The 17,023-nt window shown below is 39.0% G+C and carries 12 protein-coding genes; 10 read left to right on the top strand and 2 right to left on the bottom strand.

Features of this window, described 5'->3' with window-relative positions; all coding sequences use genetic code 11:
• Positions 1-2 precede the first annotated feature (2 nt).
• The 3 genes from grpE (at position 3) to dnaJ (ending at position 3,967) form a co-directional block, all read left to right on the top strand.
• Positions 3-566 carry a nucleotide exchange factor GrpE gene (grpE, locus tag CJZ72_RS13210; protein WP_005880049.1) on the top strand — a complete coding sequence of 188 codons (564 nt, stop codon included), beginning with the start codon at positions 3-5 and terminating at the stop codon, positions 564-566.
• Between the two features lie 51 nt (positions 567-617).
• Positions 618-2,450 carry a molecular chaperone DnaK gene (gene dnaK / locus CJZ72_RS13205; RefSeq protein ID WP_005880047.1) on the top strand — a complete coding sequence of 611 codons (1,833 nt, stop codon included), beginning with the start codon at positions 618-620 and terminating at the stop codon, positions 2,448-2,450.
• A 347-nt stretch (positions 2,451-2,797) separates the two neighbouring features.
• Entirely contained in the window at positions 2,798-3,967 is a 1,170-nt protein-coding gene (gene dnaJ, locus CJZ72_RS13200; protein WP_005880045.1) for a molecular chaperone DnaJ, read from the top strand.
• 258 nt (positions 3,968-4,225) lie between these two features.
• Here dnaJ and CJZ72_RS13195 read toward each other — a convergent pair whose 3' ends face one another.
• Both CJZ72_RS13195 and CJZ72_RS13190 read right to left on the bottom strand, forming a co-directional pair.
• A complete protein-coding gene (locus tag CJZ72_RS13195; RefSeq protein WP_005880043.1) occupies positions 4,226-4,963 on the bottom strand; it encodes an amino acid ABC transporter ATP-binding protein in 738 nt (245 codons plus the stop codon).
• Position 4,964: 1 nt separating this feature from the next.
• Entirely contained in the window at positions 4,965-6,461 is a 1,497-nt protein-coding gene (locus tag CJZ72_RS13190; protein WP_081135518.1) for an amino acid ABC transporter substrate-binding protein/permease, read from the bottom strand.
• 293 nt (positions 6,462-6,754) lie between these two features.
• Between CJZ72_RS13190 and uvrB the strand changes: the two genes are divergently transcribed.
• From uvrB to whiA, 7 genes are all read left to right on the top strand, one after another.
• Positions 6,755-8,749, top strand: coding sequence for an excinuclease ABC subunit UvrB (gene uvrB, locus CJZ72_RS13185; protein ID WP_081135521.1), 1,995 nt, complete (start codon positions 6,755-6,757; stop codon positions 8,747-8,749).
• A 9-nt stretch (positions 8,750-8,758) separates the two neighbouring features.
• Positions 8,759-11,575 (top strand): excinuclease ABC subunit UvrA, encoded by a 2,817-nt coding sequence (uvrA, locus tag CJZ72_RS13180; RefSeq protein WP_005880037.1) that lies wholly within the window; start codon positions 8,759-8,761, stop codon positions 11,573-11,575.
• Between the two features lie 274 nt (positions 11,576-11,849).
• Positions 11,850-13,112, top strand: a complete 1,263-nt coding sequence (locus CJZ72_RS13175) for a D-aspartate ligase (protein WP_005880035.1) — start codon at positions 11,850-11,852, stop codon at positions 13,110-13,112.
• A 3-nt stretch (positions 13,113-13,115) separates the two neighbouring features.
• Complete coding sequence (locus tag CJZ72_RS13170) at positions 13,116-13,838, top strand: amino acid racemase (protein ID WP_081135526.1); 723 nt, start codon at positions 13,116-13,118, stop codon at positions 13,836-13,838.
• A gap of 273 nt (positions 13,839-14,111) precedes the next feature.
• Positions 14,112-14,996 carry an RNase adapter RapZ gene (rapZ, locus tag CJZ72_RS13165; RefSeq protein ID WP_081135528.1) on the top strand — a complete coding sequence of 295 codons (885 nt, stop codon included), beginning with the start codon at positions 14,112-14,114 and terminating at the stop codon, positions 14,994-14,996.
• The gene (locus tag CJZ72_RS13160) at positions 14,993-15,991 is read left to right on the top strand and encodes a gluconeogenesis factor YvcK family protein (protein WP_081135531.1); all 999 of its coding nucleotides are present in this window, start codon (positions 14,993-14,995) and stop codon (positions 15,989-15,991) included. Before rapZ ends, CJZ72_RS13160 begins: the two co-directional genes overlap by 4 nt.
• 42 nt (positions 15,992-16,033) lie before the next feature.
• Positions 16,034-16,969 (top strand): DNA-binding protein WhiA, encoded by a 936-nt coding sequence (gene whiA / locus CJZ72_RS13155; RefSeq protein WP_005880027.1) that lies wholly within the window; start codon positions 16,034-16,036, stop codon positions 16,967-16,969.
• Positions 16,970-17,023: the final 54 nt, after the last annotated feature.

The following is a 17,023-nucleotide window of genomic DNA, read 5'->3' as shown; positions in this document are numbered from 1 at the left end:
TCGTGAAAGAAAACCAAGAAGAATTAGATCAAGAAGTTACGGATACTCATCCCGACCCGGAAATCGATATGGAAGCTGTCGAAGATTCCGGTGTTTCTGAAATTGAAGCTGAAGAATTTGAAATCGAGAATTTGAAAGCTGAACTTGAAGAAATGGAAGATAAATATTTGCGTGCTCGTGCAGAAATCGCGAATATGGCAAATCGTGGGAAGAACGAACGTGAACAGTTGCAAAAATATCGTTCGCAAGATTTAGCAAAAAAATTATTACCTTCTATCGATAACTTAGAACGTGCATTATCAACTGAAGTTTCCGATGACCAAGGTGCCAGCCTGAAAAAAGGTGTGGAAATGGTTTTGGAAAGTTTGAGACATGCACTTAGAGAAGAAGGTATTGAAAAAATCCCTGCAAAGGGTGAAGCATTCGATCCAAATCTCCATCAAGCGGTACAAACAGTACCGGCATCGGAAGATGTTCCTGCGGATACGATCGTAGAAGTGCTTCAAGAAGGCTACAAATTACATGACCGCGTGTTGAGACCGACAATGGTCATCGTTGCGCAGTAAAAAGTCATGATTGAATAAAAAAAGTTTAGTAAAGATAAGGAGACGTTAATTATGAGTAAAATTATCGGAATTGACTTAGGTACAACAAACTCTGCTGTTGCTGTATTAGAAGGAAACGAAGCAAAAATCATCGCAAATCCAGAAGGTAATCGTACAACTCCTTCTGTTGTATCATTTAAAAATGGTGAAATCCAAGTAGGTGAAGTAGCAAAACGTCAAGCAGTTACAAACCCAAATACGATTTCATCAATCAAACGCCATATCGGTGAAGCTGGCTTTAAAGTAGAAGCTGAAGGTAAATCTTATACACCTCAAGAAATCTCTGCAATGATCCTTCAATATATCAAAGGGTTTGCTGAAGATTATTTAGGCGAAAAAGTTGAAAAAGCTGTTATTACAGTTCCTGCTTACTTCAATGATGCGCAACGTCAAGCAACAAAAGATGCTGGGAAAATCGCTGGGTTAGAAGTGGAACGTATCGTTAACGAACCAACAGCTGCAGCACTTGCTTATGGTTTAGACAAAACAGACCGCGACGAAAAAATCTTAGTATTTGACCTTGGTGGTGGTACATTTGACGTATCTATCCTTGAATTAGGAGATGGCGTATTTGATGTATTGTCAACTGCTGGGGACAACCATTTAGGTGGGGATGACTTCGATAACAAGATCATCGACTACATGGTTGCAGAATTCAAGAAAGAAAATGGTATTGACTTAGCACAAGATAAAATGGCGTTGCAACGTTTGAAAGATGCTGCAGAAAAAGCGAAAAAAGATTTATCAGGTGTTTCTAGCACACAAATCAGCTTGCCATTTATTACTGCCGGAGAAGCTGGACCTTTACACTTAGAAATGACATTGACTCGTGCAAAATTTGATGAATTAACAGCTGATTTAGTTGAACGTACAAAAGTTCCAGTACGTCAAGCGTTGAAAGATGCTGGTTTGTCACAATCAGAAATCGATGAAGTGATCTTAGTCGGTGGTTCAACACGTATTCCTGCTGTTGTAGAAGCAGTTCGAAAAGAAACAGGTAAAGAACCAAATAAATCAGTGAACCCGGATGAAGTAGTTGCTATGGGTGCTGCAATCCAAGGTGGAGTTATCACTGGTGATGTGAAAGATGTTGTTTTACTTGATGTCACTCCATTATCATTAGGTATCGAAACAATGGGTGGTGTATTTACAAAATTGATCGATCGCAATACAACGATCCCTACAAGTAAATCACAAGTATTCTCAACAGCTGCAGATAATCAACCAGCAGTAGATATCCATGTATTACAAGGGGAACGTCCGATGGCTGCTGACAATAAAACATTGGGTAGATTCCAATTGACAGATATTCCTGCTGCACCACGTGGAATCCCTCAAATCGAAGTAACTTTTGATATCGACAAAAACGGGATCGTTAACGTGTCAGCTAAAGATTTAGGTACACAAAAAGAACAAAAAATTACAATTAAATCTTCTTCAGGTTTAACAGATGAAGAAATTGAACGTATGGTCAAAGATGCTGAATCAAATGCAGAAGCAGATAAAGCTCGTAAAGAAGAAGTAGATCTTCGTAACGATGTAGATGCATTACTATTCTCTGTTGACAAAACATTGAAAGAATTAGAAGGTAAAGTTGACGAAGAAGAAGTGAAAAAAGCAGAAGCAGCTCGTGATGAATTAAAAGCAGCTGTAGAAGCAAACAATATCGAAGAAATGAAAACAAAACGAGACGCATTGAACGAAATCGTACAAAACCTTACTGTAAAACTTTACGAACAAGCTGCACAACAACAAGCACAAGAAAATCCAGAAGCAGCACAAGGTGGAGCTGACGACGTTGTCGATGCTGACTTTGAAGAAGTCGATGGTGACGACAAAAAATAATTGACTCGTCGAGTTGTTTGTAAATAGGCTATTTATATGGAAGACAAGTCTTGAATAGAGCTGAGATCTCTTCGCGTGTTCAAGCTTGTCTTCATTAGAGAAAGGCCTTTGGACACTTTAGTAAGCAGAGGTCGCTAAGAAAACGATAGAGCCATAAAAGTTTGAAATAGTCAGCCGATAATGGTTTTATGGCTCTGTTTCTTTAAGACTGCGCATGTTTAAAGCCAAAGTTGCTACTTTGGCTTTTTCTTTTGAAAATACTTCAAAGTTGCAGTTTTTGTTTTAGTAAAAATATGATATGATAACAAGCGACGTGGAAATGATGAGAACCAATAGGAGGAAAGCCTATGGCAACAAAACGTGATTATTATGAAGTCTTAGGGCTCGCAAAAGGAGCTTCTGAAGACGAAATCAAAAAAGCTTATCGTAAGCTATCAAAGAAATACCATCCAGATATCAATAAAGAACCTGATGCAGAAGAAAAATTCAAAGAAGTATCAGAAGCTTATGAGATTTTAAGTGACCCGCAAAAGCGTGCTGCCTATGATCAATATGGTCATGCTGGTACCGATCCTAATTATGGAGCTGGCGGAGCCGGTGGTGGCTTTGGCGGCGGATTCGGTGGATTCTCTGGCGGTGGTTTTGGTGGATTTGAAGACATCTTTGATTCATTCTTTGGAGGAGGCGGCCGAACGGTTGATCCTAATGCCCCTCGTCAAGGAGCGGATTTACAATATACTGTAGACCTTTCTTTTGAAGAAGCGATTTTTGGTGTTGAAAAAGAAATCAAATACAACCGTGAAGAAGTCTGTCACACATGTAATGGGAATGGTGCAAAACCAGGAACACAACCAACGACTTGTCACAAATGTCATGGAGCAGGTACGATCAATGTAGAACGTCAGACACCACTTGGACGAGTGATGAGTCGTCAAACATGTGATGTCTGTCATGGTACTGGGAAAGAAATCAAAGATCCTTGTCCAACTTGTCATGGTTCTGGTCATGAAAAGAAAGCTCATTCAGTGAAGGTAAATGTACCAGCTGGTGTAGAAGAAGGGCAACAAATGCGTTTAGCTGGCCAAGGTGAGGCTGGTGAAAATGGTGGGCCTTTCGGTGATCTTTATGTTATTTTCCGTGTAGAAGAAAGTGATATCTTTGATCGTGATGGTTCAGAAATCTATTATGAATTACCTTTGAGTTTTGTTCAAGCTGCGTTAGGTGACGAAGTACAAGTGCCGACTGTCCATGGGGATGTGAAATTGAAAATTCCTGCGGGAACTCAAACTGGGACAAACTTCCGTCTACGTGGTAAGGGTGCGCCTAAGCTTCGTGGTGGGGCTACGGGTGACCAACATGTCAAAGTGAAACTGATCACGCCTAAGAATCTTAATGAGCAACAACGTGAAGCCTTGCGTGCATTTGCTGAAGCAGGTGGAATGAAGGTTGAAGAACAACAAGAAGATGGCTTCTTTGATAAGGTCAAGGATGCGTTTGGTGGAAAAAAGCGTAAATAGTCGTTTTTGATAGCTTGAAGGCGATTGTTTTAGTCAAATTAAAAAATGAAGACCGAGTAACAACTGTTGGATCGCATTGCTGTTGTTTACTCGGTCTTTTTATACTGAATGGGATATTGCTGATATTTTGTATTTGCACATGAAAAAAGCGAATCGAGGCTGAGACAGAAGTGTTTCTTACTTTTGCCCAGCCTCGATCCGTTTTTTTGTGTACCTATAGTTCTTTATGAATGGTGTTCATTTCAATATCTGACGAGATCAGATGTTCAATACTTTATCTAAGAAATCTTTTGTTCGTTCATTTTGTGGATGTTCAAAGATTTGTTGTGGTGTGCCATCTTCTAGAAAGTTTCCATCATCGATGAACATGACGCGATTAGCGACTTCTTTAGCAAAGCCCATTTCATGGGTAACGATGACCATGGTCATTCCTTGTTTGGCTAACTTTTTCATAACATTCAATACATCGCCAACCATTTCTGGATCAAGAGCAGAAGTTGGTTCATCGAATAACATGATGTCAGGATTCATCGCCAATGCGCGTGCGATAGCGACACGTTGTTTTTGTCCGCCGGAAAGCATTTCTGGATACATATCTTTCTTATCTTCGAGACCGACAGTTTGAAGCAATTTGATTGCTTTTTTCTCTGCGGCTTCTCTTGTTTCTTTTTTAAGATCCATTGGAGCTAAAATGATATTTTCTAAAACTGAAAGGTGAGGGAACAGGTTGAAATGTTGGAATACCATTCCAATATGCTGTCTCACAAGATTGATGTCTGTATTTTTATCCATCAAATGTGCGCCGTCAATGATGATATCGCCATCTGAAGGTTCTTCTAGACGATTCAAACAACGAAGAAAAGTACTTTTTCCTGAACCAGAAGGACCGATGATACAAACAACATCGCCTTCATTGATTGAAACGTTGATGTCGTTCAAAACAGTATTGTCACCGTATTTTTTTACAAGATGTTCTACCAAGATTTTTTCTGCCATGTTATTTCACCTTCTTTTCTAAAACTTTTGCTAATTTAGTTAGGGCAGTGATCAAGATCAAATACATGATTGCGATGATCAAGTACACATACGTACTTTGCGTCGTACGGGCAACGATGATTTTACCAGTTTGCAATAATTCGACAACGCCAATTGCTGAAATAATGGTTGTATCTTTTAATGAGATAACAAATTGGTTGACGAATGATGGTAACATGATCTTGATTGCTTGTGGCAAAATGATTTTTTGCATTGTACGGTTGTATGGCAAACCTAGACTGCGAGATGCTTCCATTTGACCTACTGGTACAGCTTTGATCCCACCGCGGACAATCTCAGCGATATACGCGCTAGCATTCAAAGTCAATGTGATGATCCCGGCAATAAAATCAGGGATGGTAAATCCAAGAATACCTGGTAGTCCAAAGAAAATGAAAAATGCTAGTACCATCATTGGGATACCACGGATAATATCGACATAGATGGTAGCAAGTGTACGTAATGCACGGATCGGTGCTACACTGAATAAGCCGAAAATGATTCCCACGATCAGTGCTAAAGCAAATGAGATCAGCGTTAAAAGAATCGTTTTCCATAAACCTTTAAGTAAGGATTTGTAATTATTTTGGATCAAACCAACGATTGTTGATTCGTTTGCTTTTGTTTTTTCTGAACTGCTGTCATCTGAAATGTATTTATTGATGATTTTATCGTATTCGCCAGTACGTTTTAATTCTTTTAAACCTTCGTTGAACATCTGAAGAAGTTCTTGGTTTTGGCCTTTTTTGACAGCAAATGCATAAACACCGCCTGATTCTCTTTTGATTGGTGTTTCAAGTGCTTGTCCTTGTTTGATGGCATAACCGATTACTGGATAGTCATCCATCATAGCGTCGATGGCGCCAACTTTCAAGCCGTCATACAATTGATCGGCTGCGTCGAAATATTTGATTTTGTAGCCATATTTACTCTGATTAGCATCTAAAAAGTCCGCACTTTCAGTTCCTACCTTGGCGCCAACAGTTTTATTTTTTAGGTCTTTATATGATTTGATTGAAGTATCGCCCTTTTTGACAGCGATTTGGATACCGCTGTTGAAATAAGGATCAGAAAAATCATAACTTTGTTTTCGTTCATCTGTTACGGTCATTCCTGAAATCATACCGTCGGCTTGGCCGGAGTCTAGAGCTTGTAGAGCAGCAGCGAAACCGCGATAATCCATGCGGATATTGATGCCTTGGAGTTTTGAGATAGCTTCCATGAGTTTGACGTCAATTCCTTCATATTCACCATCAGCATTCTGAAATTCGAATGGTGCAAAAGCCGAATCGCTTGCAATGACGTAAGTGTCTTTTTTAGGCTCTATTTTTTGCATCGTCTCGCTTGTACTTGATTCCGTAGTTTTTGTATTGTCAGCTTGTACACTGTAGCCAGTGGCAAATGTAACAAGTCCTGTCATTATGAAAATAATTGAGTAAAGCAAATGCCTTTTTTTCATAATCAACCTCCTAAGTTTTTCAATAACTATTTCATGTTTTTATATTATAGGCGAAAATAGATAAACTAGACAAGATTTTGTGCATAAAAAAATGAAAAAAATCTCTTTTACTAACATCTTATGTTATAAAATATGACATTTGTGATAAAAAAAGCTGACATTCTTTCGTGACGCATTTAAGTGGCGAAAGTATGTTCGGTGTGGTATAATTTCTAAACAGGGAATGCCTTTGCTTTCCTTTTCTTTTTGCGGGTCGTAAAATGAAAGGGAGAGAATGAAAAGGAGGATGAAAAATGATAGAAAGAGATACCTCCCGCCACTTTGAACTAGTGTCGAAATATCAGCCAGCTGGTGATCAGCCAGAAGCAATCACTCAGTTAGTTGATGGCGTGATAAAGGGTAAAAAAGCACAGATACTATTAGGCGCAACAGGAACAGGGAAAACTTATACGATTTCGAATTTGATCGAGAAAGTAAATAAGCCAACCTTGATCATTGCCCATAACAAGACATTAGCTGGTCAATTGTATGGAGAGTTTAAGGAGTTCTTTCCGAATAATGCGGTGGAATACTTTGTTTCTTATTATGATTATTATCAACCAGAAGCTTATGTGCCATCGAGCGATACGTATATTGAAAAAGATTCAAGTGTAAACGACGAGATCGATAAATTACGACATTCAGCGACGAGTTCTTTATTAGAAAGAAACGACGTGATCGTGATTGCCTCCGTTTCTTGTATTTTTGGATTGGGGTCACCCTTTGAATACCAAAAACAAGTGGTATCGATCAGACAAGGAGCAGAACTAGATCGTAATCAATTGATTCGGAGTTTGGTAGGCATACAATTTGAACGAAATGATATTGATTTTCAGCGCGGTCGTTTTCGAGTGCGCGGTGACGTCGTGGAAATTTTCCCAGCTTCACGTGATGAGCGGGCGTTACGAGTAGAGTTTTTTGGTGATGAAGTTGAGAGGATCAGAGAAGTCAATGCCTTAACAGGAGAAGTACTTGGCGAGACGGAACATGTAGCTATCTTCCCAGCCACTCACTTTGTAACGAATGATGAACATATGGAACATGCAGTGGCGAATATAAAAGCTGAACTTGAGCAACGACTAGCCGTTCTGCGTAATGAAAACAAGCTGCTTGAAGCACAGCGGTTGGAACAGCGAACAAATTACGATATTGAAATGATGTTGGAGATGGGATATACCTCAGGGATCGAGAATTATTCGCGACATATGGACGGACGTAAAGAAGGAGAACCGCCTTATACGTTACTTGACTTTTTCCCGGAAGATTCGTTGATCGTAGTGGATGAGTCACATGTTACGATGCCACAAATCCGAGGAATGTATAATGGCGACCGTGCCAGAAAACAAATGCTGGTAGATTATGGGTTCCGTTTACCATCTGCGCTGGACAATCGACCTTTACGACTAGAAGAGTTTGAAAAACATGTAAATCAGATCGTTTATGTTTCTGCTACACCAGGACCATATGAGTATGAACAGACTGATACGGTAATTCAACAGATTATTCGCCCAACTGGATTGCTTGACCCAATCATTGAAGTACGGCCGATCATGGGACAAATCGATGATCTTGTCGGAGAAATCAATGAACGAGTTGAAAAAGATCAGCGGGTCTTTGTGACAACGTTAACGAAAAAAATGTCAGAGGATCTAACGGATTATTTCAAAGAATTAGGAATCAAAGTCAAATATCTTCACAGTGATATCAAAACACTTGAACGAACGGAGATTATCCGAGACTTGCGTCTAGGAGAATTTGATGTTTTAGTCGGAATCAATTTACTTCGTGAAGGACTTGATGTGCCTGAAGTGTCTCTAGTGGCTATTTTGGATGCGGATAAAGAAGGATTCTTACGTAGTGAGCGATCATTGGTCCAAACTATTGGGCGTGCTGCAAGAAACTCAGAAGGTAAAGTAATCATGTATGCAGACAGAGTAACTGACTCTATGCGGTTAGCGATGGATGAAACTGCACGACGTCGTACGGTCCAAGAGGCTTACAATAAAGAACATGGTATCGTGCCTAAGACGATCATCAAAGAAATTCGTGATTTGATTTCCATTACTAAGGAATCTGAAGATGATGCGAAAGAAACAGTCCAAGTATCCTACGAAGAAATGTCCCGAGAGGAAAAAGCTACATTATTAATGAAATTAGAAAAAGAAATGAAAGATGCTGCCAAAGCTTTAGATTTCGAGACCGCCGCCAATGTACGGGATATGATTCTTGAATTAAAAGCTTCAGAGTAGGAGGATGACATGGCTAACGATAAAATTATTATTCATGGTGCAAGAGCACACAACTTAAAAAATGTGAACGTAACGATCCCTAGAGACAAGTTCGTGGTGGTAACTGGACTATCGGGTTCAGGGAAAAGTTCTCTAGCTTTCGACACACTATATGCAGAAGGACAAAGAAGGTATGTTGAAAGTCTTTCTGCTTATGCACGGCAGTTTTTAGGTCAGATGGATAAACCAGATGTCGACAGTATCGATGGTCTGAGTCCAGCAATTTCGATCGATCAAAAAACGACAAGTAAAAATCCACGATCAACTGTAGGAACAGTGACAGAAATCAATGACTATCTGCGCCTACTTTTTGCTCGTGTCGGTCATCCTATCTGTCCGAATGATCATATCGAAATCACGAGTCAATCAGTTGACCAAATGGCGGATCAAGTATTGGAATTGCCAGAACGAACAAAGATCCAGGTTTTGGCGCCGATCATCGTGAAGAAAAAAGGACAACATAAAAAAGTGTTTGAACGTATCCAAAAAGAAGGGTACGTTCGGGTGCGTGTAGATGGTGAGATTTATGATCTAAGCGAAGTACCAGAACTTGAAAAAAATAAAAAACACGATATTGCTATCGTTATCGATCGGATCGTCATCAAAGAGGGCATTCGCTCAAGATTATTTGACTCGATCGAAGCAGCATTACGTTTAGCAGATGGGTATGTTCTAGTTGATGTGATCGGCGAAGATGAAATGTTGTTCAGCGAGCATTATTCATGTCCTTATTGCGGATTTACGGTGGGAGAATTGGAACCAAGATTGTTTTCCTTCAATGCACCATTTGGAGCGTGTCCTGACTGTGATGGTTTAGGAGTCAAACTGGAAGTGGACCAAGATCTTGTGATCCCGGATCGGACGAAAACACTAAGCCAAGGAGCGATTATCCCTTGGAACCCAATCAGTTCACAATATTATCCGCAAATGTTAGCGCAAGCGTGTGAGAGTTATGGCATTGATATGGATACGCCATTCGAAGAGTTGCCAACAGAGCATCAAGAAATCATTTTGAATGGGACAGATGAGATTTTTCATTTCCATTACGAAAACGATTTTGGCGGTGTTCGAGATGTTGAAACGACCTTTGAAGGTGTTTTGAAAAACATCAAAAGAAGATACCATGACACGAATAGTGATTTTACAAGAGAACAAATGAGACAATATATGACAGAACTTACATGTCAAACATGTAAAGGATATCGCTTGAATCCGCAAGCTTTGTCTGTACAGATCAATGGAACGAATATTGGTCAAACAAATGAATTGTCTATTCAAAAAGCCGTGAACTTCTTTTCTACTTTGACACTTTCAGAACAGGAAAAGATCATTGCTCGCCCAATATTGAAAGAAGTCAATGACCGTTTGTCATTTCTAGAAAATGTTGGCTTGGATTATTTAACATTGAGCCGTGCTTCTGGTACGTTATCAGGAGGTGAAGCACAACGCATTCGTCTAGCTACTCAAATCGGGTCAAATCTTTCCGGTGTGTTATATATCTTAGATGAACCATCGATTGGTCTCCATCAACGGGACAATGATCGTTTGATCGGTTCTTTGAAAAAAATGCGTGACTTGGGAAATACATTGGTGGTAGTCGAACATGATGAAGATACGATGCGCGCTGCTGATTATCTGATTGATGTAGGGCCTGGTGCAGGGCATCAAGGTGGCGAGATCGTAGCGGCTGGTACGCCAGCAGAAGTGGCTGCGGATGAACATTCATTAACAGGACAATATCTATCAGGTAAAAAACGAATCTCGGTTCCGAAAACGCGACGTAAAGGAAATGGCAAAGCGATAAAAATCACTGGGGCAACGGAAAATAATTTGAAAAATGTTTCAGTTGAATTTCCTTTAGGCGAATTTGTGGCCGTTACAGGAGTATCTGGTTCAGGAAAAAGTACGTTAGTGAACAGTATCTTGAAACGAGCACTTGCACAAAAAATCAATCGTAACTCTGCAAAACCTGGGAAGTTCAAGACGATCACAGGATATGATAGCATTGAAAAAATCATCGATATCGACCAAAGTCCCATTGGTAGAACGCCACGAAGTAATCCAGCAACGTATACAAGTGTCTTCGATGATATCAGAGATCTATTTGCTAAAACCAATGAAGCAAAAATGCGCGGATACAAAAAAGGGCGTTTTAGTTTCAACGTCAAAGGTGGACGTTGTGAGGCTTGTCGTGGAGATGGGATCATCAAGATCGAAATGCATTTCTTACCAGATGTATATGTCCCTTGTGAGGTATGTCATGGAAAACGATACAACTCTGAAACACTGGAAGTCCATTATAAAGGGAAAAGCATTGCAGATATCTTAGAGATGACAGTAGAAGATGCTGTAGAATTTTTCGAACCAATTCCTAAGATACGTCGTAAACTACAAACTATCGTAGATGTTGGTTTAGGTTACGTGACGATGGGGCAACCTGCGACAACGCTATCCGGTGGGGAAGCACAACGGATGAAGTTAGCAAGTGAGTTGCACAAGATTTCTAATGGCAAAAACTTTTATATCTTAGATGAACCTACAACAGGACTGCACACAGATGATATTGCACGGTTACTCGATGTACTGCAACGTTTAGTTGATGCGGGGAATACAGTGCTTGTCATCGAACACAATCTCGACGTCATCAAAACAGCAGATCACATCATTGATCTAGGACCAGAAGGTGGAGAAGGCGGTGGCACGATTTTAGCTACTGGCACGCCTGAGGAATTGATCAAAGTCAAAGAAAGTTATACAGGTCGCTACCTAAAAAAAGTAATGGATTAAAGAACAAAAAATAGAAATGTTATATGATAGTTAAAAAAGAATTAAAAGAGCGGATTAACTCTTGTGTTATTAACGGCTATATTCTAGAATACGTTACATGGTAGTTCTTTCTACACTGATTAGTATAGATAAAAACTTCCTATAAGTTCAATCCGTTCAAAAAAGAATTGAGCAATCGGAGGAGTTTCCTTTGATTGCTTTTTTCTTTATGGTATGATATTCCTTGTGTAGTTAGAAAAGAAAACTAGAGATTATGAGTAAGTGAGAGATAAAAATGAAGAGTATTGAAAAAGAAGAATTTATCCCTATTTTATTAGGCAGCGATATGAATGTTTATGGCATGGCACGTTCCTTCCATGAAGCGTATGGAAAAGTTTGTCAGGCGTATGCCTCAAATCAATTAGCACCCACTCGGTACAGCAAGATCGTCAATGTAGAGGTGATTCCAGGATTTGACAAAGATCCAGTGTTTATCGAAACAATCGTACGATTGGCAAAAGAAAAGTATTCAGATGATACCAAGAAATATCTTTTGATTGCTTGTGGAGATGGATATGCTGAATTGATTTCTCAACACAAAGAAGAACTTTCAGAATACTTTATCTGTCCTTACATTGATTACTCGTTATTTGAACGTTTGATCAACAAAGTAAGTTTTTATGAAGTATGTGAGGAGTATAAACTACCTTACCCAAAAACATTAATCGTAAGAAAAGAGATGTTAGCAAGTGGCCGGTTAGAACAAGAAATTCCATTTGAATTTCCTGTCGCATTAAAACCTGCAAACAGTGTAGAATATTTATCGGTTCGCTTTGAAGGCCGTAAAAAAGCATTTATTATCAACGACCGTGAAGAGTTTGATTTGATTTTAGGACGGATCTATGAAGCAGGTTATACGAGTGAAATGATCGTACAAGATTTCATTCCTGGCGATGATAGCAACATGCGTGTTTTGAATGCATATGTAGACGAAAATCACCAAGTACGTATGATGTGTTTAGGTCATCCGTTATTGGAAGATCCTACACCAGCTTCTATTGGAAACTATGTGGTGATCATGCCTGATTACAATGAAAAAATCTATCAAACGATCAAACGTTTTTTAGAAGAAATCAAGTATACAGGTTTTGCGAATTTTGATATGAAATATGATTCAAGAGATGGAGAATACAAATTGTTTGAAATCAATCTTCGTCAAGGAAGAAGTAGTTTCTTTGTTACTTTAAATGGTTTGAATCTAGCAAAATTTGTAACAGAAGACCGCGTATTCGGAGAACCTTTTACCGAAACAACGTATGGTACGAATCAATCTGACAAAGCAAAATTGTGGATGGGTGTACCTAAAAAAATCTTTTTAGAGTATGCGAAAGAAAACGAAGACAAAAAGATCGCCACACAAATGATTAAAGAAAATCGTTATGGAACAACTGTTTTTTATGAGAAAGATCGATCTTTTAAACGTTGGTTGTTGATGAAATATATGTTCAGAAACTACATTCCTCGATTCAAAAAATACTTTCATGTGAAAGAAGGCTAATTCATGGAAAACTTTTTCAGTATTTTAGGTGGAATGGGTACGATGGCAACTGAGAGCTTTATCCGCTTGATCAATCATCGAATAAAGGCGACAAAAGATCAGGACTATTTGAACTATGTTCTGTTCAATCATGCAACAGTGCCCGATCGTACAGCGTTCATCTTAGACGATAAAAAGGAAGATCCAATGCCTTATTTGCTAGATGATATCAAAAAGCAAAATTTGTTAGAACCAAATTTTATTGTTTTAACATGCAATACGGCACATTACTTTTTTGATGAATTGCAAGCCGCGACACCAATCCCAATCTTGCATATGCCAAGAGAAGCTGCCAATGAACTTGTTCGGCAACAGACATCTGGAAAAGTAGCTATTTTAGGAACTGAAGGCAGTATGAAGGCTGGTATTTATGAAGCTGAAGTAAGAAATTTAGGGTTTGAAGTCGTGATCCCTGATCAATTGCTTCAAGAAAAAATCAATTATTTGATTTATCATGAAATCAAAGAGTCTGATCGGTTGAACAAAGACTTATATTTTGAGATTTTAGATGAAGCAGTCGGACGTTTGAATTGCGAAAAAGTTATTTTAGGCTGCACAGAGTTATCTTTAATGCAAGAATTCGCATCAAATAATCCTTATCCAGTGATTGATGCGCAATCGTTGATTGCAGATCGGACGATTGAACTTGCATTAGAAAATCGAAAAAAGCTACCTGAATCTGTGTGATCTACTCCAAAAGACAGGTAGATGGAATAGCATACGTATGATTATTCAAAAGGATAAGCTAGATGATTTCGAAAATACTCAATCTTATTTTCGAATGATCTGGCTTATTTTTTTGAGAAAAATAGTCTTTGTATTACTATAGGGAGATTCAAAAATTCATAATAATTGCTTCAGGGATTGGTTCATTTTTAATAAAAAATAGATTTAAGTGGAAATGATACGCCCGGAGTGATATAATTTTAAAGATAATGTACGAGAGGAGGCCGTTACACGATGGCTGATAATTTACAATTAGTGATTATTACGGGAATGAGTGGAGCAGGTAAAACGGTAGCAATCCAAAGTTTTGAAGATATGGGGTATTTTTGTATCGATAACATGCCACCAAGACTGATCCCGAAATTCTGGGAATTGATCAAAGAATCAGGAAAAGTGACAAAAATGGCATTGGGCGTCGATTTGCGTTCGCGCTCGTTTTTTGAAGAAATCCAAAACATGTTAGTTGAAATTGAAAATACTAATTTTATCGATACATCGATTTTATTTTTAGATGCTTCAGATGAGGAACTAGTTGCCCGCTACAAAGAAACAAGAAGGACCCACCCTATGGCTATGGATGGTTTAGTGACAGAAGGTATCCGTAAAGAGCGTGCAATATTAAATGATTTGAAGACGCAAGCATCGTTAGTCATTGACACGACGACGCTGACTCCTCGCCAACTTCGTGAGAAAATCAATCATTCTTTCAAATCAAAGGGAGATCAAGGATTTCGCATCGAATTTGTTTCTTTTGGCTTCAAATATGGGTTGCCAATCGATTCAGACATCGTTATGGATGTTCGTTTCTTGCCAAACCCACATTATATCCCAGAGTTAAGACCGTTAACAGGAAAAGACAAACCTGTCTATGACTATGTGATGTCATTTGATGAAACACAGTCATTCTATAGTAAATTCTTGGATCTGCTAGAGACCGTATTGCCAGGATACATTAAAGAAGGAAAAAGCAGTCTTACTGTTGCAATCGGATGTACCGGTGGTCAGCATCGATCAGTGGCCTTGACAGAACGTCTAGCAGAAGCACTAGGTCAAACGTACAAAGTGAATGTAACTCATCGTGATAAGGATAAGCGGAAAGAGACGGTGAATCGGTCGTGAAAATGAAGACATATCGCATCCGCAAGCCTAAAATCGTCGTTGTTGGCGGTGGAACGGGATTACCTGTCATATTGAAAAGTTTGCGCAATCAAGGTGCGGATATTACCGCAATTGTAACTGTGGCGGATGATGGCGGGAGTAGTGGTGAAATCAGAGAATCAATTGCAATGGCTCCGCCAGGTGATTTGAGAAATGTTTTGGTTTCTCTATCTGACATGCCCCAATTTTATGAGGATATTTTTCAGTATCGTTTTAAAAAAGAAGATCAGTTTTTAGCAAACCATACAATTGGAAACCTGATCATTGCAGCAGTAGCTGAAATGAGAGGAAGTACATATGAGGCAATTCAACTATTAGCTAGAATGATGCATGTTGATGGTCACATTTATCCTTCTTCTGAAACACCACTGACATTACATGCTGTTTTCAAAGATGGAACAACGGCAATCGGAGAATCAAAGATCGCCATCGATCGGAAAACGATCGATCATGTTTATGTAAGAAATACAACAGATGATAAAGAAGCAAAGGCTGCACGAAAAGTAGTTTCCGCGATCATGGAAGCAGATATGGTCGTCTTAGGTCCAGGTAGTTTATTCACTAGCATTCTGCCAAATCTAGTCATCCCTGAAATTGGTGAGGCAATCGTGCAGACAGAGGCTGAAGTCGTTTATATCTGTAACATCATGACCCAAAAAGGAGAAACCGAACACTTTAGCGATGCGGATCATATCCGTGTGCTTCATGAGCATTTGAAGCAACCGTTTATCGACACGGTCTTGGTAAATACGGAAAAGGTTCCTGAAGGATATATGGACCCGGAAATCTATGATGAATACCTCGTGCAAGTTGCACATGATTTTAATGGACTTAGAAATGAAGGGTGCCGTGTCGTTTCTACGGATTTCTTAGAATTGAAAAATGGCGGCGTATTCCATGATGGTGAAAAAGTAGTGGAAGAACTTTTCCGCTTAGTATTTGGATCAAAACTGTAAATTTTTAAGACAAATGAGTGAAAAGAGAAAGGAGGGAATAGAATGTCTTTTGCGGCAGATGTGAAAAAAGAACTGACTGGGTTAGAGGTTCACAGAGAACATGCGAAAGCAGAATTAGCAGCCTTGCTAAGGATGAATGGTTCTTTAGGCATCGTGAACCAACAATTTATTTTGAACGTCCAGACAGAAAATGCGGCAATCGCTAGGCGTATCTATTCTCTTTTGAAAGATCATTATAATGTTCGAAGTGAATTACTTGTTCGGAAAAAAATGAAATTAAAAAAGAATAATGTATATATCGTGCGATTGAAGCAAGGTACAAAAAACGTATTGATGGATTTAGATATTATGGATGGCATGATGTTCAATGGGCATGTCTCGGATGAAATCATGGGGAATTCTCAAAAGATGCGGTCCTATTTACGTGGTGCATTTATGGCTTCTGGCTCTGTCAATAATCCAGAAACTAGTCGTTATCATTTAGAAATCTTTTCAATTTATGAACAACACAATCAGGATATTTGCGATATGCTGAATTACTACGGTCTCCATGCTCGGACATTGGAAAGACGTAACGGCTATATTTCCTATTTAAAAGGTGCAGAAAAAATCGCAGACTTTTTGACGTTGATCGGTGCAACGAATTCGATGTTGCGATTTGAAGATGTACGTATCGTTCGGGATATGAGAAACTCTGTCAATCGGCTTGTAAATTGTGAAACTGCTAACCTTAATAAAACAATTGATGCAGCGTCAAAACAAATTGAAAACATTGAGTTGATCGAAGCTAGAGTGGGGTTACATGCATTACCAGAAAAATTGCAAGAAATAGCCGAATTAAGATTACAACATCCAGAAGTTAGTTTGAAAGAACTAGGAGAAATGATCCCGTCAGGAGCAATCTCTAAATCGGGAATCAACCATCGGATTCGTAAAATCAATGAATTTGCGGAAAAATTGAAAGAAGAAGCAAGTTGATCATCAGACTTTGCTTTTTTTGCGACAAATAAACTCGAAATTGACCTATTTTCA

The organism is Enterococcus durans (assembly GCF_002277935.1).
Classification (GTDB): Bacteria; Bacillota; Bacilli; order Lactobacillales; family Enterococcaceae; genus Enterococcus_B; species Enterococcus_B durans.
The sequence above is the reverse complement of the archived record's forward strand: the minus strand, read 5'-3'. Positions and strand labels throughout refer to the sequence as shown.

Coding starts and splice junctions, on each gene's coding strand:
- dnaK (WP_005880047.1), top strand. CDS start 618: ATGAGTAAAATTATCGGAATTGACTTAGGTACAACAAACTCTGCTGTT.
- dnaJ (WP_005880045.1), top strand. CDS start 2,798: ATGGCAACAAAACGTGATTATTATGAAGTCTTAGGGCTCGCAAAAGGA.
- CJZ72_RS13195 (WP_005880043.1), bottom strand. CDS start 4,963: ATGGCAGAAAAAATCTTGGTAGAACATCTTGTAAAAAAATACGGTGAC.
- CJZ72_RS13190 (WP_081135518.1), bottom strand. CDS start 6,461: ATGAAAAAAAGGCATTTGCTTTACTCAATTATTTTCATAATGACAGGA.
- uvrB (WP_081135521.1), top strand. CDS start 6,755: ATGATAGAAAGAGATACCTCCCGCCACTTTGAACTAGTGTCGAAATAT.
- uvrA (WP_005880037.1), top strand. CDS start 8,759: ATGGCTAACGATAAAATTATTATTCATGGTGCAAGAGCACACAACTTA.
- CJZ72_RS13175 (WP_005880035.1), top strand. CDS start 11,850: ATGAAGAGTATTGAAAAAGAAGAATTTATCCCTATTTTATTAGGCAGC.
- CJZ72_RS13170 (WP_081135526.1), top strand. CDS start 13,116: ATGGAAAACTTTTTCAGTATTTTAGGTGGAATGGGTACGATGGCAACT.
- rapZ (WP_081135528.1), top strand. CDS start 14,112: ATGGCTGATAATTTACAATTAGTGATTATTACGGGAATGAGTGGAGCA.
- whiA (WP_005880027.1), top strand. CDS start 16,034: ATGTCTTTTGCGGCAGATGTGAAAAAAGAACTGACTGGGTTAGAGGTT.